Origin of the sequence: Comamonas sp. 4034 (assembly GCF_050434545.1) — a bacterium.
Classification (GTDB): domain Bacteria; phylum Pseudomonadota; class Gammaproteobacteria; order Burkholderiales; family Burkholderiaceae_C; genus Comamonas; species Comamonas odontotermitis.
Genome location: NZ_JBNDIT010000001.1, coordinates 139,066 through 160,516, shown reverse-complemented (window position 1 = coordinate 160,516; position 21,451 = coordinate 139,066). Strand labels below are relative to the sequence as shown.

Genomic DNA, 21,451 nt, shown 5'->3' with positions numbered 1-21,451 from the left:
TCCGCACCAGCCCGAACAGGCACGATGCCATGAAGCTCTATGCACTATCGCTGGGCGCCGGCCTTCTGGTCGGCGTGGTCTACAGTTTGCTTCAGGTGCGCTCGCCAGCGCCCCCCTTGGTGGCCCTGGTGGGGCTGCTGGGCATTCTGGTGGGGGAGCAGGCCATTCCTGTAGGCAAGCAACTGCTGTGTGGTACGGCTTTCGGCGCGGCCTGCCAACAGACGCAGGCCACCGAGCATGTGCTGGGGCAGTTGCCCGGGCGGCAAGCTGCGCCTGGGCAGGTGGCAGAAACCAAACCCGGCGACCCGCAAGCCTGAGCCCGTTGCGGGCCCGCCGAGCGCGGCGCCGCTCGGACATTTCAGAGAGGTAGACACATGACTTCCCGCCGAAACATTCTGAGCGCTGCAACATCTCTGGCATTGGGCGGCTTATGGGGCCGCCCAGCCGGCGCCGCCGACCAACAAGGAGCTTCCACCATGTCCGACACTCGCCCCGATGCCATTTTCTTCAATGGCCGGATCACCACACTGGACCGTAGCAAGCCCCTGGCCAGCGCCGTGGCGGTCAAGGCCGGTCGTTTTGTTGCGGTAGGCGATGACCAGGAGATTCTGGCCCTGGCGGGCGACAATACCCGGCGCGTGGACTTGAAGCGCAGGAGCGTGCTGCCCGGCCTGTTCGACAACCACACCCATGTCGTGCGCGGTGGCCTGAACTACAACCTGGAGCTGCGCTGGGATGGCGTGCGCTCGCTGGCCGATGCGCTGGACATGCTCAAGCGCCAGGTGGCCGTTACCCCGGCGCCGCAGTGGGTGCGCGTGGTGGGTGGCTTTACCGAGCACCAGTTTGTTGAAAAGCGCCTGCCCACATTGCAGGAGATCAATGCGATTGCCCCCGACACACCGGTGTTTCTGCTGCACCTGTACGACCGCGCGCTGCTCAACGGTGCTGCACTGCGTGCGGTGGGCTACACCAAGGACACCCCGGCGCCGCCCAGTGGCGAGATCGTGCATGACGCTGCAGGCAACCCCAGCGGCCTGCTGCTGGCCAAGCCCAACGCCACCATTCTTTATGCCACGCTGGCCAAGGGCCCCAAGCTGCCGCTCGACTACCAGGTCAATTCCACCCGCCACTTCATGCGCGAGCTCAACCGCCTGGGCGTGACTGGTGTGATCGACGCGGGTGGTGGCTTTCAGAACTACCCGGAGGATTACGAGGTCATCCAGAAGCTGGCCGATGCGGGGCAGATCACGGTGCGGCTGGCCTACAACCTCTTCACGCAAAAGCCCAAGGAAGAGAAGGCCGACTTTCTCAAATGGACCTCCTCGGTCAAATACAAGCAGGGCGACGATTATTTCCGCCACAACGGTGCGGGCGAAATGCTGGTGTATTCGGCGGCCGATTTCGAAGACTTTCGCCAGCCGCGCCCCGACATGCCCGCCAATATGGAGGGTGACCTCGAAGAAGTGGTGCGTGTGCTGGTGCAGAACCGCTGGCCCTGGCGTCTGCATGCAACCTATGACGAAACCATCACCCGCGCGCTTGATGTGTTCGAGAAAGTCCATCGCGACACGCCGCTGACCGGCATCCACTGGTTCTTCGACCATGCCGAGACCATCTCCGACCGATCCATCGACCGCATCGCTGCGCTGGGCGGTGGCATTGCCGTGCAGCACCGCATGGCTTACCAGGGCGAATACTTCATCGAACGCTACGGCGCGCGCGCCGCCGAAGCCACGCCACCTGTCAAGCGCATGCTGGAAAAGGGCGTCCAGGTCTCCGCAGGCACCGACGCCACGCGTGTGGCATCGTACAACCCCTGGGTGTCGCTGTCGTGGATGGTGACGGGCAAGACGCTGGGCGGCATGCAGCTGTACCCGCAGCGCAATCTGCTGGACCGTGAGACGGCCCTGCGCATGTGGACCGAGAACGTCGCCTGGTTCAGCAACGAGGAAGGCAGGCGTGGCCGCATTTCGGCAGGCCAGTTGGCCGACTTCATCGTTCCCAGCAAGGATTTCTTCCAGGTGCCGGAGGACGAAATATCGTTCCTCACTTCGCACCTGACCGTCGTCGGAGGCCGTGTGGTCTACGGCGAGAGCGATTTTGCTGCGCTGGACGACAACCCGCTGCCCCCGGCCATGCCGGATTGGTCGCCCACGCGCACCTTCAAGGGCTATGGTGCCTGGGGCGAGCCCGAGGGCGCTGGCAGAAACTCGCTGAACCCTGCCCGCTATCGCAATATGGCTGCCTGCGGTTGCGGTACCCATTGTGGTCTGCATGGCCACAGCCATGCCGATGCCTGGGCCTCCAGCGTGCCGTCGTCTGACCCCAAGAGCTTCTTTGGCGCGCTGGGGTGTTCATGCTGGATGGTTTGAGAGGGGGCAGGATGACACGCCTGCGTCTTGAAGGCCGCCTGGCTGCGATGGCGCGTCCGGTCTTTGGCAGCACCGCCCTGCGCTGGGTTGCGTGCCTGGCTCTGTGCGCGGCGTATCTGCAGGGCGGGCTGGTCAAGCTCAGCGATTTTCCCGCCGCCATGGCGGAGATGGCGCATTTCGGGCTGGCGCCCGCACCCGTATTCGCTGGGCTCGTGATAGCGCTGGAGCTGGGTGCTTCGGCGTTGATTCTCATCGGGCGGCTGCGCTGGCTGGGCGCGCTGGCCTTGGGTGGCTTCACGCTGCTGGCCACCTTGCTGGCACTGCGGTTCTGGGAGTTGCCCCCGGGTCAGGAGCGATTCATGGCCGCCAATTCGTTTTTCGAGCATCTGGGCCTGGTGGGCGGTTTTCTGCTGGTGGTCTGGATGGATCTGCGAGAAAAGGAGGCCGCATGATGGATGTCGACGGCACATCGCCTGTTGCGGCGCCGGGCCTTTGGGTGCAATGCCGCGCGCCTGTGCTGCTCACGATTGTGGGCGGCGCCATCGACACGATCGGCTTCATCGCGCTGCTGGGCTTCTTCACCGCCCATGTGACCGGCAATCTGGTGCTGGCTGGGGCGGCATTTGTCAAAGGCGGGGCAGGCCTGTGGATCAAGCTGGGAGCGATCCCGCTGTTCATTGCCACGGTCATGCTCACCAAGATGTGGATCGACCGCTGCAGCCAGTCGCCCCGGCCTCACCGAACCCTGGGCTGGCTGTTTGTGGCAGAGGCCGTATTTCTTATCGGCTTCATGGTTGCCGGCCTGCAGCTGGAGCCATTTCGCAACCCGGATGCCGCTGCGTTGGCGCTGACCGGAGGCCTGGGCCTGATCGCACTGGCCATACGCAACACGGCCAGCAAGACCTTGATCAAGCACATCAGCCCGAGCACCATGATGACGGGCAACACCACGCAGTTCGGCATCGACCTGTCCAACTATGTGCGCCAGCCCGGCCGCGCGCAGGGCCAGGCCTTGCTCAGGAGCGGCAGCATCGTGGGGGGCTTTGTACTGGGCGCCTTTCTGGGCGCGGTGCTATACCACCACCTGGGTTTCTGGAGTGTGCTGCCTTTCATGCTGACCGTGCTGTACCTGGCCAGTCTGGCCTTTCGCCAGCAGCCCCTCTGACGGACGGAGCATCGCCATGAACAAAGGCCGGCTTGAATCCTTCAGCGACGGTGTCATCTCGGTGAGCCTGACGCTGATGCTCTACCAGATCCAGCTGCCTGCCGAATTCACCTGGGTCGGCCTGTGGAAGGAGGCGCACAACTTCTTTGGCTATGTGCTCAGTTTCATCTACGTCGGTATCTACTGGAACAACCACCACCACCTTTTCCTGGTGGTGCGTGGCATCAATGGCCGCATCATGTGGGCCAACCTGAACCTGCTGTTCTGGCTCACCATGATTCCGCTCACGACCACCTGGGCTGGAAAATCGGGGTTGCTGGCGCTGCCCACGGCGCTCTACGCTGCAGTGCTGTTCATGTGCGCACTCTCGTATTGGGGGCTGGAGCGTGTCATCATCGTCTCGGAAGGCAAGGATTCCGTGCTTGCCAACACCCTCGGAAAGGACCTGAAGGGCAAGATATCCCTTCCGGTGTACGCTCTGGCCATCGTCGTCAGCTTCTACAGCACCATGGCTGCGTTTTCCATTTTCACTGCGATGGCTGTGCTCTGGTTCCTGCCTGATTCGCGGATCGAGAGATATCTGGCCCGGCAAGACGGCCAGCAGCCTTGAACTCCACCCTCGTCAGGATTGCCCATGCCAGAAGCAGCTACCACTCCCGCTCCCCTGAGCCATCTGTTGGGCTTCAACGCCGGTTATGTGGATGCGGCGGGGTTTCTGGCGCTCAATGGCCTGTTTGCGGCGCATGTGACAGGCAACTTCGTCACGCTCGGCGCGGCGCTGATCCACGGCAGCGCAGGTGCGGTCTCCAAGCTGCTGGCGCTGCCTGTCTTCTGCGCCGCGGTGGTGCTGACGCGTCTGGCCAGCAACGCAATGGTGGCGCGGCAAAAGGCACCCATGCGCCGCCTGGTTGCGGCCCAGGTGCTGCTGCTGGCACTGGCGGCGGCACTGATGCTGGCTTTTGGCCCCTTTGCCGACAGCGACGCGCTACCCGCATTTACCGCTGGCATGCTGATGGTGTGCGCGATGGCGGTGCAGAATGCCATGCAACGCATGCATCTGGCCCAATTGCCGCCGTCAACCTTGATGACAGGCAATACCACCCAGGTCATGATCGATCTGGCGGACCTGTTCAAGAGCCTGCAAGGTGAGGGGCGCAATGCGGCCACCGGTCGCCTGCGCAAGATGCTCCCCGCCATCGCCAGCTTTGCCGTGGGTTGCGCGCTGGCCGCTCTGGCCTACGTCGCCCTGGGCATGTGGTGTTTTGTGTTGCCTCCGGTGGTTGCGGCGCTGACGTTGCGCTGGACGCCGAAGGCGGGGTAAATTGCTATCGCGATAGGAGCGTAAGCGGGCTGCAGCTGCGCGACACGCATGATTTCAAGGCTTGTCCAAACCTTTGAATGCCACCGCCTGCGTACGCCCGCCCTTTTTGCGCACCACGACGGTATTGGCCATCTTGTCATGCCAGCCCTGCTTGCGTGGGTCGAATGCTACCCAGATCAACCCCAGCCCCAGAGGGATGGTGGATACGAAGTAGCCCAGGTAGCGGAGCACCGACTGGCCTACCGTCATTGCATCGCCCGTGTCCGCATCTACTATTTCGGCTCCAATCAGCATCTTGCCCGGCGTGGCCCGCAGCTTGTGCCACAGCCAGATGCAGGCGACTGCCGGCAGCACCCAGCTGATCAGCACATCGGCCGGGCCCTGCACCCATCCATCGGCAAAGAAGTACTCCCACCCGTACACCGCCACCAGCGCCGGGGTGATGATCAGCATCAACACCACCGTGTCGATCAGCGCCGCGCCTACGCGCGCCCAGAAACCCACATACTCCAGATCATTGCCGTCCATGCTGGCTGCTCCATTTGCGTTGCACCATCATAGAACCTGTGGGTAAAGCGCAGGTAACGCAGCTGCAGCGTCTCCATGGCAAGATGCACGCTTCTTTCACTGCTGCGCACGCTCATGGCTCCAACCGATTCCAGCCCCCGCATGGCCCCCGATATGTGGGCGTTCGAAGCACTCTACGCCCAGCCACCGCAGTTGGATGGCGAGACCCTGCGCGCCGCGCTGGCCGAGCGCCTGGGTGAGGTCGAGCTGGTGTCGAGTGGCGACACCATCCTGCTGGCGCTGCGTGACTACACCGTTGATTACAGCGACAAAAAGGGCGTGCCCAGCGAGATCGCCATCATCCGTGCCGATCAGCCACTGGATGCCGCCGAGTACGCCAGCGCACTGGAGCAGACCTGGGATTGGCCCGAGAAAGAGGCGGCGCTTGCGCAGTGCCAGCACTGCGTGCTGGTGAGCGAGTTCATGGGCCGGGGGCTGGGTACAGAGGAACGCCTGGAGATTCTGCAGGCTGTCATGCATGTGCTGATCGGCAACGGCGGTATCACCGCCATCAGCCAGACCAATGCGGGCTGCCTGCTCGATCCGCAGCGCTACCTGCAGGCCCATGCGGATGGCTTCCTCTACTACGGCGTGCTCAATGTGCGTTTCTTCAACATCAGCAACCGCCCCGGCGAGATGCTGATGGATACGCTGGGTGCCACCGCCTTTGGCGTGCCCGATGTGCAACTGCACTTTCAGACCCTGGAGCCGACCGAGATCTCCCGGTTTCTGTTCAATACCGGCGTGTACCTCATCCAGCACGGCGATGTCATCCAGGACGGTCACACGCTCACCAGCATAGACGGGCAGCACAAATGGCCGTGCCAGCATGAGGACGCATTGGCAGCACCGGAGCGGGTGGTGGTGGATGTGCGAGCCGGGGATAGGCTACCAACGAAGGATTGACCCTGTCATGCAGTCTCAGCACGAGCAGGCAAACCCGCCAACGGCTCCCACACCAGAAATTGGTCATGAACAGCGCTTGTGCGCCTTGGTGCAATCTTCCGAAACGCTGATGGCCGCGTTGAGGGCAATACGCTCCCTGGGATTGCATTCCTGGTGCCTGGGTGCAGGCATCATCAGGGCAATGGTGTGGGACCACCTGCATGGATATCATGAGCCTTCAAGCGTGCCGGACGCAGATGTTGCCTTTTTCGACGCGCTCGCCCCGCACGGCCTTGATGTCCAGCTTGCGCAGCAACTGAGCGCCTTGCTCCAGGGCTTCAGGTGGGAGGTGGTCAACCAGGCACAGGTGCATACCTGGTATCCCACGGTTTTCGGGCAGGAGGTCGCACCATTGACCTCTTTGGTGGACGGTCTTGCCACATGGCCGGAAACGGCGACATGTGTGGGCGTCTACCTGGATCTGGATGATGGCCTGCATGTCGTCGCTCCCTTCGGCCTGAGCGATCTGTTCGAGATGCGACTCCGTCACAATCCGCGCAGGGTGCCTTTTGAGGCATTCATGCACCGTGTCCGGTCCAAGCGCTTTTTGGAAAGATGGCCGAAACTGACCCTCTGCAGCACCTGATCCGCTCTGCGGACCCCCTTCATTTCTGGGCATGCGATAGCCATCTTTACAAATTGCCTCTTGAAATTCCTTTTTATAAGATATATCTTAGATGCATCTTAGTGAGGAATCTCTTCCATGCCACATCCACACCATCACTTTCACCACGACCACCATCTGTGCAGCCCGCGCGGACGACATGGCGATGAGGGCGGGCCGGGCCGCGGCCATCACCATGGCCCGCGCGGTCACGGGCCCGACGCCGAGCGCCACCTGGCCCACAAGCGCGAGCGCATGTTCGAAGCCGGGGGCCTCAAGTTGCTGGCGCTGCACCTGATCGGCCAGCAACCGAGCCATGGCTATGACGTGATTCGCGCAGTGGGCGAGCTGGTCGGCGGCGATTACCAGCCGAGCCCCGGCACCATCTACCCCACGCTGAGCTATCTGGTGGACATGGGCCACGCCACAGCCAGCGAATCCGCAGGCGGGCGCAAGCGCTACACCATTACCCCGGAAGGCGAGCAGGCCCTGACCGAGCAGGCGGATGCGCTGCAATTGCTGCTGGCACGTCTGGCCCGAGGCAAGGACCGCGATGCCCGCCAGCGCCCCCCGCAACTGGTGCGCGCCATCGAGAACTTCAAGATGGCCCTGCGGCTGAAGATGGCGGGTGACGGCGAGACGGCGCTGTCTGCCGCCCAGGTGGACAGGATTGCCGCGCTGCTTGATGAGGTGGCGCTGAAGATCGAAAAGGTCTGAACGCTGAATGGTCGCGATTTGCAGCGCCTTTTTGCCAGGTCTGCTTGAAAAAAACCGATTGGGGTTTATGGGTAAGTGGATAGTGCTACTGAAAACATAGCTAACACAGACGCGCGGAATGCGCAAAGGTGGATGCGCACTGACGCGAACAGCTGCCAGCCTGCGTTATGCTGGAGCAGGTGTGCTCTGCACCCTTTTACCGCAACAAATAAGCAGATCGATATGCAGCGACGTCAATTGGTAGCAAGCGGCCTGGCCGCTGGTTTTGCAGCAGCAACAGGCCTGGGGTTGGCCGGTTGCGCCCACAGGGTGGCCGCCCATCCCAAGGCGGACAAGGCCCTGGCAAGCGCATTGGCCGGTATTGAAAAACAAAGCGGCGGGCGCATGGGCATCTATGTGTACGACGCCGTCACGGGCGGCGAGGCTGGCTGGCGTGCGCGCGAGCGTTTCCCGATGTGCTCCACCTTCAAGACCCTGCTGGCGGCCCATGTGCTGCATCTGGCGCAGGACGGACAGGTAGATCTGGGCCGACAGGTGGCTATCGCGCAGACCGATCTGGTGACTTACTCGCCGGTGACCGAAAAGTACGCTGGTCAGCCTGGTGGCATGACGGTGCTGGAATTGTGTGAAGCCGTGGTCGTACTGAGCGACAACACCGCCGCCAACCTGATTCTGGGTGCCACTGGCGGCCCTGCCGCGCTGACCGCCTGGCTGCGCAGGGAGGTGAGCGACAAGACCACGCGCCTGGACCGCACCGAGCCCAGCCTGAACACCGCCGAGCCCGGTGACGAGCGCGATACCACCTCCCCACAGGCCATGAACCGCACATGGCAGGCATTGCTGCTGGGCGATGTGCTCAAAGGCTATGGCCGTGCCATGCTGCAGCAGTGGCTGATCGATAGCCGAACGGGTGACAAGCGTGTGCGTGCCGGCCTGCCCGCAACCTGGAAGGCAGGGGGCAAAACCGGTTCTGGGGCGTACAGCACCTTCGGAGACACGTTGATTGCCTGGCCCAATGCGAGGTCTGAAGGCTTGATCATCTCCGCCTATCTGACCGGGGGGACGCAGAACTTTGCACAGGGCGATGCGGTGCTGGCCCAGGTGGGAGCCGCGATTGGACAGTGGTACCAGCAGATACAGAACGAGAACGGCTGATTTCTAGCGGCCAATGGCGGCGCCATGGCGCATCAGACATGGTTGCCCGGCTTTTTCCGGCCTTCTGGCACCAATGCTATGAATGCGCTTCTCCCATAAAAAACGCCGCTGGTATCTGCACAGGCGGCGTTTTGTCATGGGTTTTCAGCAATTCAGCGCACGGCCCTGCGGCGCTGGCGCCATACACAGCCACCCACCAGCGAAGTGAGCAGCACCAATGCAGACGGATCCAATGAGTTGATCAATGTATCGGAGTTCTGCGTGAACGTGGCGTAAAAATCGGTTCCCTTGGAGGTGAGGCTCTGCGCCCAGGCAACGGGGGCGTTGGCGGCAGCCATTGCGAGCAGGCAGATCGAGCATGCCTTTTCGAAATTCGTCGAATGCGCATGGAAACCCTTCTTCAAGCCTCGCTTGCAATCCACGCCTTGCGCATGGTGCAGTCCACAAAAGAAAACGCCGGTCTGCAAAGTGCAGCCGGCGCTTGGTGCTATAGATTCAGGAGGGGCTATTCCAGATACATCTGCGCCAGCCGGGTCTGGGCCTTGGCATCCACGCCCAGTACCTGGCTCACATAGGAGGGCACGCTTCCGTATTGCTCCAAAACAGGGTCGAGTGCAGCAGTCAGAAAAGGCTCCTGCACCCGCCACAGCACATTGAGCACTTCTTCGGGAATGTGGCTGGCGGCAGCGCGGGCTTCTGCGGGGCGGTGGTAGTACTGGTTGGTCAGCAGGTAGTCTTGCACCACCACATCGCGCGGCACACCCAGGGTCATCAGCAGCAAGGTAGCGGCCCAGCCGGTGCGATCCTTGCCTGCGGTGCAGTGGAAAACCAGCGGCTTGTCACTTGCCAGCAGCATCTGGAAAAACTGCGCAAACTGGCCAGCGTTGTCGTGGATGAAACTGCGGTAGGTGTCCTGCATCAACTCGACGGTGTGCGCCGCGCTCAGGTTCTCGCCCTGCTGCAGCAGCGTGAAGGCGCGCTGCACGACAGTCGGTTCGATGGCCAGCGAATGGTGCAGCAGGCCGTCGATGCGGTAGTTGTCGATGGTTTGCTCACGCTGGCCGCGAAAATCGGCACTGCGGGCCACGCCCAGCTGTTGCAGCAAGGTGCGCTGCGATTCCGCCGTCAGGTGCGCCAGATGGTCGGAGCGAAACAGGGTGCGCCAGCGTACCTTTCCGCCATCGAGGCCCTGGTAGCCGCCCAGGTCGCGGAAATTGGTGGTGCCTGCCAGCGGCAGGTGGCGTTCGGGAAGTGTGGTGGCCTGTGGTTGCGGCGCCACCGCCGCGTTCATCGTATCCATGCAAGGGTTATAGCCCACTCTCGTGACACAGCTGTCGTGCAGGTGATTGGTGAGGGCAAATCGATGACTCTTACGGCGCACCACAGCACGCTGTGGGTGACTGCTTTTGTCGCTATTGCGACCTGGGCTGGGGTAGTGCGTGGCAACATCGGCGCCATCTGACTGCAAGGCGCCGATATGGACTTTTCTCTCTCTCCCCAACTGCAAGCGCTGCGCGACAAGACGCGCCAGTTCATCGCCGAGCAGGTGATTCCGCTCGAAAATGACGAGCGCCAGTCGAGCCACGGCCCAAGCGAGGCACTGCGGCGCGAGCTGGTGGGCCGCGCGCGTGCTGCGGGCCTGCTCACGCCCCATGCATCCAAGGCGCTGGGCGGCCTGGGCCTGAGCCATGTCGAAAAGGCGGTGGTGTTTGAGGAAGCTGGCTACTCATGGCTCGGCCCTACGGCCCTCAATATCCACGCGCCCGATGAAGGCAATATTCATCTGATGGAGGAGGTGGCCACCCCCGCGCAGAAAGAACGCTGGCTGCGCCCGCAGGTGGCGGGTGAACTGCGCTCCTGCTTTGCCATGACCGAGCCCGCGCCTGGCGCCGGATCGGACCCGGCGGCGCTGGCCACCACGGCGGTGCGCGATGGTGACGATTACCTGATCAGCGGCCACAAATGGTTCATTACCGGCGCGGAAGGTGCAGACTACGCCATCATCATGGCGCGCACCGAAGACGGCGGCGCCACCATGTTCCTCTCAGACATGAACCGCCCCGAGATTGTGCTGGAGCGCAGCATGGATGCGATGGACGCGTGCTTTACCGGCGGCCATGGCGTGCTGCGCTTTGACGGGCTGCGCGTGCCAGCGGGCGACATCCTGGGCGAGGTGGGCAAGGGCTTTCGCTATGCGCAGATTCGGCTGGCGCCCGCGCGCCTCACACACTGCGTGCGCTGGCTGGGTCAGGCCCGCCGCGCGCAGGATGTCGCCCTGGCCTACACGCGCCGCCGCGCCGCCTTCGGCAAGCCGTTGGCATCGCACGAAGGCGTGGGTTTCATGCTGGCAGACAACGACATGGACCTGCATACCGCGCGATTGCACATCTGGCACACCGCGTGGCTGCTGGACCAGGGCGAGCAGGGCAACTACGAATCAAGCCGCGCCAAGGTGGTGTGCTCCGAGGCCGAATGGCGCGTGGTGGACCGCTGCGTGCAGATGCTGGGCGGGCAGGGCGTGACCATGGAGACACCGGTCATGCGCATCTTCATGGACATGCGGGCCTTTCGCATCTACGACGGCCCGAGCGAAGTGCACCGCTTCAGCATGGCGCGCAAGCTGGTACAGGCGGCCGAGAAGGACCTGGATGCAGAGCGCGGCGTGCCTGATGCGATCTGCACCATTCCTTCACTGCAGCATTGACGCTATGAAAACGGAAGCTATTGACGCAAGCCAATTGAGCGCAGTGCTGCAAAAGTACCTGAAGGACACAGGCCTGACGCAAGGCGGGCCGGTGAGTGTCAGCGTGCTCGCTGGCGGCCAGTCCAACCCCACCTACCGCGTGCAGGCAGGCGGCCAGCAGATGGTCCTGCGCAAGCAGCCGCCGGGGCCGCTGGTGGCGGGTGCGCACGCGGTGGACCGCGAATACCGGGTCATGCATGCCCTGGCAGGCAGTGACGTGCCCGTGCCCCGCATGCTGGCCTATTGCGGCGACCCGCAACTGCTGGGCACGCCGTTCTACCTGATGGAGTTTCTCGAAGGCCGCGTCTTCATGGACCCGGCCCTGCCGGAGCTGGGCCGCACCGAGCGCGCTGCGCTGTATGGCGAGATGAACCGCGTCATCGCCGCGCTGCACCAGGTGGGTATCGATGCCGTGGGTCTTGCCGATTACGGACGCCACGGCGGCTATGTGGCGCGGCAGGTCAAGCGCTGGGGGCAGCAGAGCCTGCAGCTGTCCGTGCCCATCAACGATGCCATGCGCCGCCTGATCGACTGGCTACCCCAGCACCTGCCGCAAGGCGATGCAACCATGCTGGTGCATGGCGATTACCGGCTGGACAACCTGGTGTGGCACCCCAGCGAGGCGCGCGTCATTGGCGTGCTGGACTGGGAACTTTCAACCCTGGGCGATCCGCTGGCCGACCTGGCCTACCATGGCATGGCGTGGCGCGTGTCGCCTGATCTGTGGCGCGGCATCGGCGGGCTGGATCTGGCTGCGCTCGGCATTCCGGATGAAGCGCAGTACCTGCAGCTGTACGCCAACGCAACGGGCCGCAGTCCTGGGGCGTTGTGGGAGTACTACCTGGCCTTCAACCTGTTTCGCATGGCCGCCATCCTGTACGGCATTGCACAGCGCGCTGCCGATGGCACGGCGGCGGCGGCCGATGCAGTGGCCACTGGCGCCAAGGCAGGGCCGCTGGCCGAGCTGGGCTGGCAGTGCGCGCAGCGCTTCATGCGCCAGCAGCGATAGCGTTGTCGTATTCAGCGCGCCGCATTCCCTGGTACGACCGATAGATTCTCTGGCACCACCTGCTCTTCGCTGCCCGCAGGGCATGGGGCATCGGTATAGATGGTCTTGCCGTTCTGGATGCATTTGCGTGGCTGCGCCGGTACAGCTGCAGGCTTGCCTTGCGCATCAGCTGTACGGCGCGTCTGACTGCGCTTCTGCTCATCTGCGGAGGGCGGCGGCGGACTGGATGCCTTCTTGAGCAGGGCGTTCGCTGTGTCCCGGGCTTCGTCCAGCACTGCCGGGCCGCGCCAGGCAACGATGGCAGCCACCACCGCCAGTGCAATGGCCAGGCCCAGGAGGATGCGGTGGGTGTGGCGAATGTACATGGGGCTGTCCAGTCAATACAGGGCTATTGGCAGGCCAGTGCAGCCTGGGGTTTGGGATGGCTGCGGCACATCATCTGCTCCGAGGCCTTGAAGATATGCGCCTTGACGGAGGGCATGTCCACGAAGCCTCCTATGTTCAGATGAATGGATTTGTCGTAGGTGTTGTCAAACGTGAAGAACTCCAAGGCTTCGATATCGCCGCGCTTGCGCTCCTTGTCATAGAAGGTGAGGGCGCGCTTGACTTCGTCCAGCACACGAGACTCGATCAGCAACTGAGGCTGGCCCGGCTCGATGTTCTGTCTGGCGTCGAATTCCAGCACGCCGTTGTTGCTGGACTCGGTGACCAGGATGATCTTGGCCTTGCTGTTCGCTTTGGCGATTTCCTTGCGCAGCATGTTCGTGGCAGCGGCCATGCGGCATGTGTACAACTGGTCCAGCAGGCGGCGGTCCTTGTCCCGGGCGCTATCGATGGACGCATTGCCGTTGCCCGCAGCGGGCGGGACGATGGGGCCATCCTGGTAGAAGGAGAGCTGCGCGCGCAGTTCGGATACCTTGCTGAACTTTTCGATCTCGCAGGCTCCGCGCGGAGCGTGCTTTTGCAGCTCGGGCAGCATGTTTTCGTAGAGCGCGTCCTGCAACACGGTGGACAGGTAGAAGTCGAACCCGAAGAGGTCATACCCTTGGGGCAGGCCACCGGCCAGATACATGTTGCCAGCGCTGTCATAGGTGGTAAGGCGGTGTTTCTCGATGTGCTGCAGCCATTGCAGTTCGTCCGCCGCGGCAGTGCCGGCCTGGGCCTTCTCGCTCAAGGCCTGGTAGTACTGGTCGATGCTGCGCACGTACCGGCTGGCCTCACGATCCACCATTCTGGCAAAGTCGGCATTGACCATGCCGCTGGCAAAGATCACCCCCAGCTTCACATTCTGGATCTGGTACTCGGCAAACAGCATGCGCAGCGTCTTTGCCGTGCGCTCCAGTTCTGCCTTGGAGATGCCGTTGAGATAAGGCTCGTCTGCAACAAAGACCGTCGCCACCTGGGCCTGGTAGCGCTGGATCAGCTCCATGTAGGGCCGCAGGATGGCGATGGCTTCCGGATCGGGAGGGATGTCGCGCAGCTTGTTGGACGCAAGCGGTGCGAGCAGCTTGCGCTGCCGCTGCGCATCCATGCCATATTCGGTAGTGAGTTGCGCGGGAGGCCGGATACGGTTGAGCACCGGCCCCAGGTCCAGGTCCACCCGGGTGTTGCTGCCCACCACTTTCTGAAGCTGCCCCTCCAGCAGGCCTGGCTCAAAGACGTTGATATGGGCGCCTGCTACCTTGCCGATGAGTTCTGGGTTGATGCCGTCGGGCGTAAACACAGCGATGTGCGCAGGCACATCTCCGCGTGGGTACAGGGCCGCGACGGCGATCGCCGCGCCGATGGCGCAGACAGCGGCGGCAGCGAAGAGGGCCTTCTTTCGCACAATCGGCCGCATCAACCCAGGTGCTGGCCCAGAACGCCAGCCAGCTCGAACATGCCGATGCTGTCCTTGCCGAACACGGGGCGCAGTTTGTCGTCGGCGAGGATGGTGCGCTTGTCCTTGGGATCCTGCAGATTGTGGGCCTTGATGTACTCCCACATCTTCTTGACGGCTTCGGGGCGAGCTACCGGCGCGCTGCCGATCACGGCGGCCAGGGCTGCGCTTGGCGTCTTGCCCGATGCGGCGGTGGTCTTGCGGGGGGCCTTGGTTGCAGTCTTCGCTGCCGTTTTCGTGGCCTTGGTGGCCTTTGCACCCGTCGCCTTGCCTGCGGTCTTGGTGGCCGTCTTGGCGGCCGCTGTCTTGCGCGCGGGGAATTTGCCTTCGCGCGGCTCGAACTCGAAGTTCACCTTGCCGGCTTCCTTGTCCCAGGCCAGGAAGGCCTTGAAGCTGCGGCGCGTGCGGTTGGAGATGAACTTGTCCAGCAGGTCGGTCTTGCCGGTGGCCAGCAGCTTGGCCATCTGGTCGCGCTCGATCGGTTGCTGCAGGATGATCTGGCCGCTCTTGAAATCGCAGCTGGGCGTGGGCTGCTGGGCTGTGGGTACGGCCTTGCTGCACACGTAGTTGGCGCCATGCTCGAACACCGGCGCGCCGCACTTGGGGCAGGCGCCCAGCGCGTTCTGGCTGCCAAAATCGATCAATTCGCCCGATTCTTCGTCCGATTTGTTGTCTTCAAACACGAACTCGAACTTGAAGTTGTTGTTGTCCTCGTCGCGCACGATGGCCACTTCGGCGGCAAACGGCCAGCCGGCCTTGGAGCGGAAACCGTCCAGCGGTCCCAGCTTGCGGTCGCGCAGCAACTGGTCGGCCTCTGCAGTCTCGAAAGTGCGGCCTGCGGGCGACTTGGTGAACGAGAAGCCGCAGCCTTCGCCATTGCCGTGGATGCCGGTACAGGCATAGCGGCGGTAGTTTTCCTTGACGACGCCGCCGCAGTTCGGGCAGGGTGCGGACAAGGTGGCGTAGTCGCCGGGAATGGTGTCGCGGTCGTATTCCTTGGCCTTCTTGACCAGGCGCTCGGTCATGGACTGAATCTCGGCCATGAAGGCTTCGCGCGAGAGCTGGCCCTTTTCCATCTGCGCCAGCTTGTATTCCCATTCGCCAGTGAGGTCGGCGCGCGACAGCTCTTCCACCTCCAGGCCGCGCAGCAGGGTCATCAACTGGAAGGCCTTGGCTGTGGGAATCAGCTCGCGGCCTTCGCGCAGCATGTATTTTTCGGTCAACAGGCCTTCGATGATGGCCGCGCGCGTGGCTGGCGTGCCCAGGCCCTTTTCCTGCATGGCTTCGCGCAGCTCGTCGTCGTCGATCTGCTTGCCGGCGCTCTCCATGGCACCCAGCAGGGTCGCTTCGGAGTAGCGGGCAGGCGGCTTGGTCTTGAGGCCCTTCGGATCGACGGGGTCGGCGAGCGGCTTCTCTCCGGGCTGCACCGGCACCAGGTTCTGGCCCTTGTCGCCGTCCTTGGCGTCTTCCACTTCGTGGGCGGCTTCCTTGCCGTAGATCGCCAGCCAGCCAGGTTTGACCAGCACCTTGCCCTCGGTCTTGAAGTGGTGCTGCTCGACCTGGCTGATACGGGTGGTGACCTGGTACTCGGCGCTGGGGAAGAACACCGCCATGAAGCGGCGCACTACCAGCGTATAGAGCTTGTGCTCGGCGTCGGAAAGTGCTCCAGGAGCCTGTGTGGTCGGGATGATGGCAAAGTGATCGGACACCTTGCTGTTGTCGAAGATGCGCTTGGATGGCCGGATGTAGTTGGCTCCGATGGCCTGCTGCGCAAAAGGCGCGAGCTGCTGCATGCTGCTGTGTGCCAGCATCTCGAAGGTCTGGCGCGCCACAGGCAGGTAGTCCTCAGGCAGCGCGCGCGAATCGGTACGCGGGTAGGTCAGGGCCTTGTGCCTTTCGTACAGGGCCTGGGCCAGGGCCAGCGTCGTCTTGGCAGAGAAGCCGAACTTGCTGTTGGCTTCACGCTGCAGGCTGGTCAGGTCGAACAACAAGGGCGATGCCTGTGTGGTGGGCTTGCTCTCTTCTGTGACGGTGGCAGGCTTGCCACGTGCGGCGTTGGCAATGGCCTGCGCCTCCTGCAGGCTCCACACACGGTCGGCCTTGGCCTCGGCGTCGTCGCTCTTCTTCCAGGCGGGGTTGAACCATTTGGCTGGGTAGTTGCCGGCCTGGGCGCCGAATTCGGCGTGGATTTCCCAGTAATCGCGGCTGACGAACTTGCGGATCTTTTCCTCGCGCTCCACCACCAGCGACAGGGTCGGGGTCTGCACGCGGCCCACGGTGGTCAGAAAGAAGCCGCCATCGCGCGAGTTGAACGCCGTCATCGCACGCGTGCCGTTGATGCCCACCAGCCAGTCGGCTTCGGAGCGGCTGCGTGCTGCGTTGGCCAGGCCCTGCATCTGGCTGTCGGTGCGCAGCTTGCCAAAACCCTCGCGGATGGCCTGCGGCGTCATCGACTGCAGCCACAGGCGCGTGATGGGCTTGCCCAGGCCGCCCTTGGCACCACCGGCGTACTGCTCGATCAGGCGAAAGATCAACTCCCCTTCGCGGCCCGCGTCACAGGCATTGATGAGGGCGGTGACATCCTTGCGCTTGGCCAGCTTGACCACGGCATTGAGGCGCGTCTTGGTCTTGTCGACGGGCTTGAGCTCGAAATAGGGGGGGATCACCGGCAGGTGGGCAAAGCTCCACTTGCCGCGCTTGACATCGAATTCTTCCGGCGCCTGGATCTCCACCAGGTGACCCACCGCGCTCGTGACGATGTAGCTGTCCGACTCAAAGTAGTCGTCGTGTTTGGCAAATTGGCCTGCCACCGGCGTCAACGCGCGGACGATGTCTTGCGCAACGGACGGCTTTTCTGCAATGACCAGGGTCTTGGACATGGGTTCACTCTCATCAATCTGGGGTCTGCCAACGCTGTGAATTGCTGGCTCTCTGAGCACGCTCTTACAATGCACGCTTCACGCGCATGTGCGCGGGCGCCTGCATGTACGTACGCGCACATGCGCATGTGCTTATTTTTAAAGTAGCAGAAAAATTCCCATGCCGAGCAATGTCCCCCATTTTTCAACAGGCCGCCGTATCCAGGTACGGCGTTCCGGCGTGCACGGCAGGGGCGTTTTTGCGCTGCAGGATATCGCAGAAGGCGAAGTGATTGTCGAATACGCGGGCAAGGTCATCAGCTATGAGGAGAGCCAGCGCCGCCATCCGCACGATCCAGCCCACCCGAACCACACCTTCTTCTTCCAGATCGACGGCAACCGCGTGATCGATGGCGGCGATGGCGGCAACTCGGCCCGCTGGATCAACCACAGCTGCGATCCCAACTGCTTTGCCGAAGAGGTGGAGGATCGCATCTTCATCAGCGCGCTGCGCAATATCAGCGCTGGCGAGGAGCTGGGCTACGACTACGGACTCATCATCGAAGAGCGCTACACCGCCAAGCTGAAGGCCGACTATGCCTGCCATTGTGGCGCGGCGGACTGCCGGGGCACCATGCTGGCACCCAAGCGGGGCTGGAAACCCAAGGGCCCCGCCAGCGACCTGGCCGAGCCTGGCAAGAAGCCCAAGACAGGCGGCAAGACCACAGCGAAGGCCAAGGCTGAGCGCAAGAACAAAGCCAAGGCAGACCCGAAGCCAAAATCGAAGGCCAAGCCAAAAGCCAAAACTGAAGCCAAGCCAAAGGCCAAACCCAAGGCCAGACAGGCCAGAACTTCCGCAAAGGCCCGCGCATGACCGCAGCCAGCCAGGAGCCCATCCGTTGGCCTGCAGAGGCCATCTGGCAGGCTGTAGAGCCACAGTTGCCGGGCTTCACGATCGAGATCGTGCCCAGCATCGACTCCACCAACACCGAGCTGATGCGCCGCGCGCGTGAGGGCCGGCAGGAGCCGATCCTGCTGGTGGCCGAGCAGCAGACGGCAGGCCGTGGCCGCCTGGGCCGCCCCTGGCGCAGCGAAGTGGGCGATTCGCTGATGTTCTCGCTGGGCCTGCCGCTCGCGCCGCGCGATTGGTCCGGCCTGTCGTTGGCCGTGGGCGTGAGCGTGGCGGAAAGCCTGCAGCCGCAGGTGCCTGCTGCAGGCAGCGCCACGCTGCAGGCGCCGCAAATCGGCCTCAAATGGCCCAACGACCTGTGGCTGACGGGCGACCGCAAGCTCGCCGGCATTCTGGTGGAAACTGCAAGTTTCATAGCGGGTAGTGCCCATTCAGCAAGCGCAGGTGGGTATTTTGATCAGCAACAGGCACTGCGCTATGTCGTGATCGGCATCGGCATCAATGTGCGTGCGCCGCAGGGCGATGGCCTTTCCACCGTGCCCGGCAGTCTGCAGATGGTGGACGGCCGTTGGGATGCGCCGCAGGCGCTGGCCGCCGTGGTACCCGCGCTGGTGGCTACCGTGCAGGCGTTCGCCCGCCAGGGATTTGCGCCGCTGCAACAGCGTTTTGCTGCACGTGATGCATTGGCAGGCCGTGCGGTAAGCTTGAGCGATGGCACCCAGGGAACCGCGCAGGGCGTGGCCGCAGATGGTGCGCTGCAGGTGCAGACTGCCGCCGGTCTGGTGGGCGTGACCAGCTCCGAGATCAGCGTACGCCCCCAGGCGCCGGTGCAGGGCTGACGCACGGGCGGTGCAGACCAAGACAAGGGAAAAGTCGGGATGATTCGTTTTGCCATCGTGCTACTGTTGCTGGCCAATGCGGGCTACTACGCGTTTTCGCACGGCATGCTGCGCAGCCTGGGCTGGGCGCCTGAAAACCCGGCCGAGCCCGAGCGCCTCCAGCAGCAGGTCAATCCCGAAGCGTTGCGCATCATGACGCGCGAGGAAATGGAGCAGGCGCAAAAACAGGTGCAGAGCGCGGCGCCTGCCGCTGAGGCGCCTGTGAACCCAGCCTCGGAAGCAACTGGCAAGCCAGCGGCTGAGCCCGACAAATCGACAGACAAGCTGGCCGAGAAGCCTGCTGAAAAGCCCGAAAAGCCAGAGAAACGGGAATGCCTGGTGGCAGGCAGCTTCGATGCCAAGCAGGTGGAGGCGCTGCGTCTGCAACTGGTCAAGTTGCCCGAAGGCAGCTGGAAGCTCGACTCCACCACCTCTGCGGGCCGCTGGATGGTCTATGTCGGCAAGTTCAGCAGCCAGGATGCGTTGGACAAACGCCGCGAAGAGTTGCGCGCGCTGGACATCAGCACCGACCGCGCCCGTCTGGCGAGCCTGGAGCCTGGCATTTCTCTGGGGCGTTTTTCCACCGAGGAAGCCGCAGAACGCCACCTGGCCGCCATGGGCAAGAAGGGCGTGAGCGGCGCCAAGGTGGTGGTAGACCGGCCCGAGACCATCAATTACACCCTGCGCCTGCCACGCGTTGATGCTGCCACCAAGAAGCGCGTGCAAAGCTGGCATGTGATGGATGGCAAGGACCTGCAGGCCTGCTCCTGACAGGAGCGCCCCGCTTTCCAGCCACAGGCTCAGAGGGCATTGGTCATGCAGCAGCGTCTGGCTTCTGGGTTGTCGGCAGCCGCACGCTGAACACCACGCCGCGCTGCATCTGCTTGGGATAGGCGTCTTCCAGGGTGACGCTGGCGCCGTGCTGGCGCGCGATTTCCTGCACGATGGGCAGGCCCAGTCCGGAGCCATCGACATCGCTGCCGAGCACGCGGTAGAAGGGCTGGAAGATGTGTTCACGGTCTTCCTCGGCAATGCCGGGGCCGGAGTTTTCCACCTGCAGAACCAGTACGTGGCCAAACGGGTCGGCCAACAGGCGCACATTGATGATGCCCGGCGCACGGGGGCCTGATGGCGTGTAGTTGATGGCGTTGTCCAGCAGGTTGCGCACCAGCTCGCCCAGCAAGGTGGCATTGCCGTTGACCCAGACTTCCGGGTCGTCCACCTGCATGCCTTCGTAGCCCATGTCGATGTGCTTGGCCAGCGCACGGTCTATGCCGTCGTGCATGGCATCCAGCACGATCTCTGCCATGTTGCAGGGCGTGCGCTGGAGCAGGGCGCCTGGGCCTTCGGCGCGAGCGAGCGAGAGCAATTGATTGACGGTGTGGGTGGCACGCATGCTCGAGCGCCCGATCTGCTGCAGCGACAGTTTCAGGTCTGTGGCGTTGGCATCGGCGCGCTGGGCCATCTCGGCCTGCATGCGCAGCCCCGCCAGGGGCGTCTTGAGCTGGTGGGCGGCATCGGCCAGAAAGCGCTTTTGCGTGGCCAGCGAGTCGTTCAGGCGCCCCAGCAGGTCGTTGACCGAATCGACCAGCGGCACCACTTCCAGCGGAACATCCTTGTGGTGGATGGGTGAGAGGTCATCGGGCTTGCGCGCGCGGATGCGCTCCTCCAGTTGGTGCAGCGGCTTGATGCCGCGCGCCAGTGCCAGCCAGACCAGCAGCACCGCCAGCGGCAGGATGACGAACTGCGGCAGCATCACGCCTTTGATGATCTCGGTGGCCAGCACGCTGCGTTTCTCGCGCGTCTCGGCGACCTGGATCAGCGCCAGATTGGGCTCGGGCAGCGACAGGCGCACCCAGATCCAGGCAATACGCACTTCCACGCCGCGCAACTCGGCATCGCGCAGCTGCACCAGGCCGACGGGACGCTCCTGGTCGTCCTGGGGCGGGGGCAGTTCCGATTCGCCAGCCAGAAAACGTCCATTGGGCGCCGTTACCTGGTAGTACACGGCGTCCGAGTCATCGGCGCGCAGAATTTCGCTGGCGGGCTGGGGCAGATTGAAATAGGTCTGCCCACCATGCACACTCACCAGCTGTGCCAGAGCGTGGGCGTTGTACTCCAGCGCGCGGTCGAACGGCTTGTTGGCCAGGTTTTGCGCCACCAGCCAGGTCAGCGCGAGCGACACCGGCCACAGCAGCAGCAGCGGGGTGAGCATCCAGTCGAGGATCTCACCGAACAGGGAACGCTGCTCACCGCGAAACAGGGCCAAGGCAGTCCTTGTGGTCTAAAGTGCTGTCAGCGCCCATCTACAAAGCGCTGGCTGCTATG

Annotated in this window: 22 protein-coding genes; 15 read left to right on the top strand and 7 right to left on the bottom strand. The window is 63.4% G+C overall.

Translation table 11 applies throughout. The features are described 5' to 3' along the window. The first annotated feature begins 29 nt into the window (after window positions 1–29). The 6 genes from ABIE32_RS00740 (at window position 30) to ABIE32_RS00715 (ending at window position 4,858) form a co-directional block, all read left to right on the top strand. The gene (locus ABIE32_RS00740) at window positions 30–317 is read left to right on the top strand and encodes a XapX domain-containing protein (RefSeq protein WP_429012852.1); all 288 of its coding nucleotides are present in this window, start codon (window positions 30–32) and stop codon (window positions 315–317) included. A gap of 159 nt (window positions 318–476) precedes the next feature. Continuing rightward, window positions 477–2,372, top strand: a complete 1,896-nt coding sequence (locus tag ABIE32_RS00735; RefSeq protein WP_429012849.1) for an amidohydrolase — start codon at window positions 477–479, stop codon at window positions 2,370–2,372. A gap of 11 nt (window positions 2,373–2,383) precedes the next feature. Beyond that, complete coding sequence (locus ABIE32_RS00730) at window positions 2,384–2,824, top strand: DoxX family protein (protein WP_429012846.1); 441 nt, start codon at window positions 2,384–2,386, stop codon at window positions 2,822–2,824. Beyond that, a complete protein-coding gene (locus tag ABIE32_RS00725; RefSeq protein WP_429012844.1) occupies window positions 2,821–3,537 on the top strand; it encodes a YoaK family protein in 717 nt (238 codons plus the stop codon). Before ABIE32_RS00730 ends, ABIE32_RS00725 begins: the two co-directional genes overlap by 4 nt. A 16-nt stretch (window positions 3,538–3,553) precedes the next feature. Continuing rightward, on the top strand, window positions 3,554–4,147 hold the full coding sequence (locus ABIE32_RS00720; protein ID WP_429012841.1) for a TMEM175 family protein: 594 nt from the start codon (window positions 3,554–3,556) through the stop codon (window positions 4,145–4,147). A 24-nt stretch (window positions 4,148–4,171) separates the two neighbouring features. Then, window positions 4,172–4,858, top strand: a complete 687-nt coding sequence (locus ABIE32_RS00715; protein ID WP_429012839.1) for a YoaK family protein — start codon at window positions 4,172–4,174, stop codon at window positions 4,856–4,858. A 54-nt stretch (window positions 4,859–4,912) separates the two neighbouring features. Here ABIE32_RS00715 and ABIE32_RS00710 read toward each other — a convergent pair whose 3' ends face one another. Then, window positions 4,913–5,386, bottom strand: coding sequence for an RDD family protein (locus ABIE32_RS00710; protein ID WP_429012836.1), 474 nt, complete (start codon window positions 5,384–5,386; stop codon window positions 4,913–4,915). Window positions 5,387–5,500: 114 nt separating this feature from the next. Between ABIE32_RS00710 and ABIE32_RS00705 the strand changes: the two genes are divergently transcribed. From ABIE32_RS00705 to bla, 4 genes are all read left to right on the top strand, one after another. Further along, window positions 5,501–6,331 (top strand): DUF4261 domain-containing protein, encoded by an 831-nt coding sequence (locus ABIE32_RS00705; protein ID WP_429012833.1) that lies wholly within the window; start codon window positions 5,501–5,503, stop codon window positions 6,329–6,331. A 7-nt stretch (window positions 6,332–6,338) separates the two neighbouring features. After that, window positions 6,339–6,956, top strand: coding sequence for a nucleotidyltransferase family protein (locus ABIE32_RS00700; RefSeq protein ID WP_429012831.1), 618 nt, complete (start codon window positions 6,339–6,341; stop codon window positions 6,954–6,956). 117 nt (window positions 6,957–7,073) lie between these two features. After that, complete coding sequence (locus tag ABIE32_RS00695; protein WP_224150638.1) at window positions 7,074–7,691, top strand: PadR family transcriptional regulator; 618 nt, start codon at window positions 7,074–7,076, stop codon at window positions 7,689–7,691. 222 nt (window positions 7,692–7,913) lie between these two features. Beyond that, window positions 7,914–8,846: a class A beta-lactamase gene (gene bla, locus ABIE32_RS00690; RefSeq protein WP_429012828.1), complete on the top strand. Its 933-nt coding sequence runs from the start codon at window positions 7,914–7,916 to the stop codon at window positions 8,844–8,846. Window positions 8,847–8,998: 152 nt separating this feature from the next. Here bla and ABIE32_RS00685 read toward each other — a convergent pair whose 3' ends face one another. After that, on the bottom strand, window positions 8,999–9,250 hold the full coding sequence (locus tag ABIE32_RS00685) for a hypothetical protein (protein WP_429012825.1): 252 nt from the start codon (window positions 9,248–9,250) through the stop codon (window positions 8,999–9,001). 101 nt (window positions 9,251–9,351) lie between these two features. Continuing rightward, the gene (locus ABIE32_RS00680; protein WP_429012822.1) at window positions 9,352–10,146 is read right to left on the bottom strand and encodes a tyrosine-protein phosphatase; all 795 of its coding nucleotides are present in this window, start codon (window positions 10,144–10,146) and stop codon (window positions 9,352–9,354) included. Between the two features lie 177 nt (window positions 10,147–10,323). Here ABIE32_RS00680 and ABIE32_RS00675 point away from each other — a divergent pair, with 177 nt between their 5' ends. Next, window positions 10,324–11,550: an acyl-CoA dehydrogenase family protein gene (locus ABIE32_RS00675; RefSeq protein ID WP_429012819.1), complete on the top strand. Its 1,227-nt coding sequence runs from the start codon at window positions 10,324–10,326 to the stop codon at window positions 11,548–11,550. Between the two features lie 4 nt (window positions 11,551–11,554). Continuing rightward, window positions 11,555–12,598, top strand: a complete 1,044-nt coding sequence (locus tag ABIE32_RS00670; protein WP_429012817.1) for a phosphotransferase family protein — start codon at window positions 11,555–11,557, stop codon at window positions 12,596–12,598. Between the two features lie 11 nt (window positions 12,599–12,609). Here ABIE32_RS00670 and ABIE32_RS00665 read toward each other — a convergent pair whose 3' ends face one another. Genes ABIE32_RS00665 through ABIE32_RS00655 form a run of 3 tightly spaced genes read right to left on the bottom strand, consistent with a single transcriptional unit; the run spans window position 12,610 to window position 17,356 of the window. Beyond that, window positions 12,610–12,963 (bottom strand): hypothetical protein, encoded by a 354-nt coding sequence (locus ABIE32_RS00665; protein WP_429012814.1) that lies wholly within the window; start codon window positions 12,961–12,963, stop codon window positions 12,610–12,612. Window positions 12,964–12,986: 23 nt separating this feature from the next. Then, the gene (locus ABIE32_RS00660; RefSeq protein WP_429012812.1) at window positions 12,987–14,426 is read right to left on the bottom strand and encodes a hypothetical protein; all 1,440 of its coding nucleotides are present in this window, start codon (window positions 14,424–14,426) and stop codon (window positions 12,987–12,989) included. Window positions 14,427–14,437: 11 nt separating this feature from the next. Further along, a complete protein-coding gene (locus ABIE32_RS00655) occupies window positions 14,438–17,356 on the bottom strand; it encodes a DNA topoisomerase III (protein ID WP_429012809.1) in 2,919 nt (972 codons plus the stop codon). A gap of 160 nt (window positions 17,357–17,516) precedes the next feature. On the opposite strand from ABIE32_RS00655, the gene ABIE32_RS00650 reads away from it, so the two are divergent. The 3 genes from ABIE32_RS00650 to ABIE32_RS00640 are packed head-to-tail and all read left to right on the top strand — an operon-like array spanning window position 17,517 to window position 19,894. Then, a complete protein-coding gene (locus ABIE32_RS00650; protein WP_429012807.1) occupies window positions 17,517–18,209 on the top strand; it encodes an SET domain-containing protein-lysine N-methyltransferase in 693 nt (230 codons plus the stop codon). Then, a complete protein-coding gene (locus tag ABIE32_RS00645) occupies window positions 18,206–19,084 on the top strand; it encodes a biotin--[acetyl-CoA-carboxylase] ligase (RefSeq protein WP_429012805.1) in 879 nt (292 codons plus the stop codon). Before ABIE32_RS00650 ends, ABIE32_RS00645 begins: the two co-directional genes overlap by 4 nt. A gap of 39 nt (window positions 19,085–19,123) precedes the next feature. Further along, window positions 19,124–19,894, top strand: coding sequence for an SPOR domain-containing protein (locus ABIE32_RS00640; RefSeq protein WP_429012802.1), 771 nt, complete (start codon window positions 19,124–19,126; stop codon window positions 19,892–19,894). A gap of 43 nt (window positions 19,895–19,937) precedes the next feature. On the opposite strand, the gene ABIE32_RS00635 is transcribed toward ABIE32_RS00640, so the two are convergent. Next, window positions 19,938–21,392: a sensor histidine kinase N-terminal domain-containing protein gene (locus ABIE32_RS00635; RefSeq protein WP_429012800.1), complete on the bottom strand. Its 1,455-nt coding sequence runs from the start codon at window positions 21,390–21,392 to the stop codon at window positions 19,938–19,940. Window positions 21,393–21,451 lie beyond the last annotated feature (59 nt).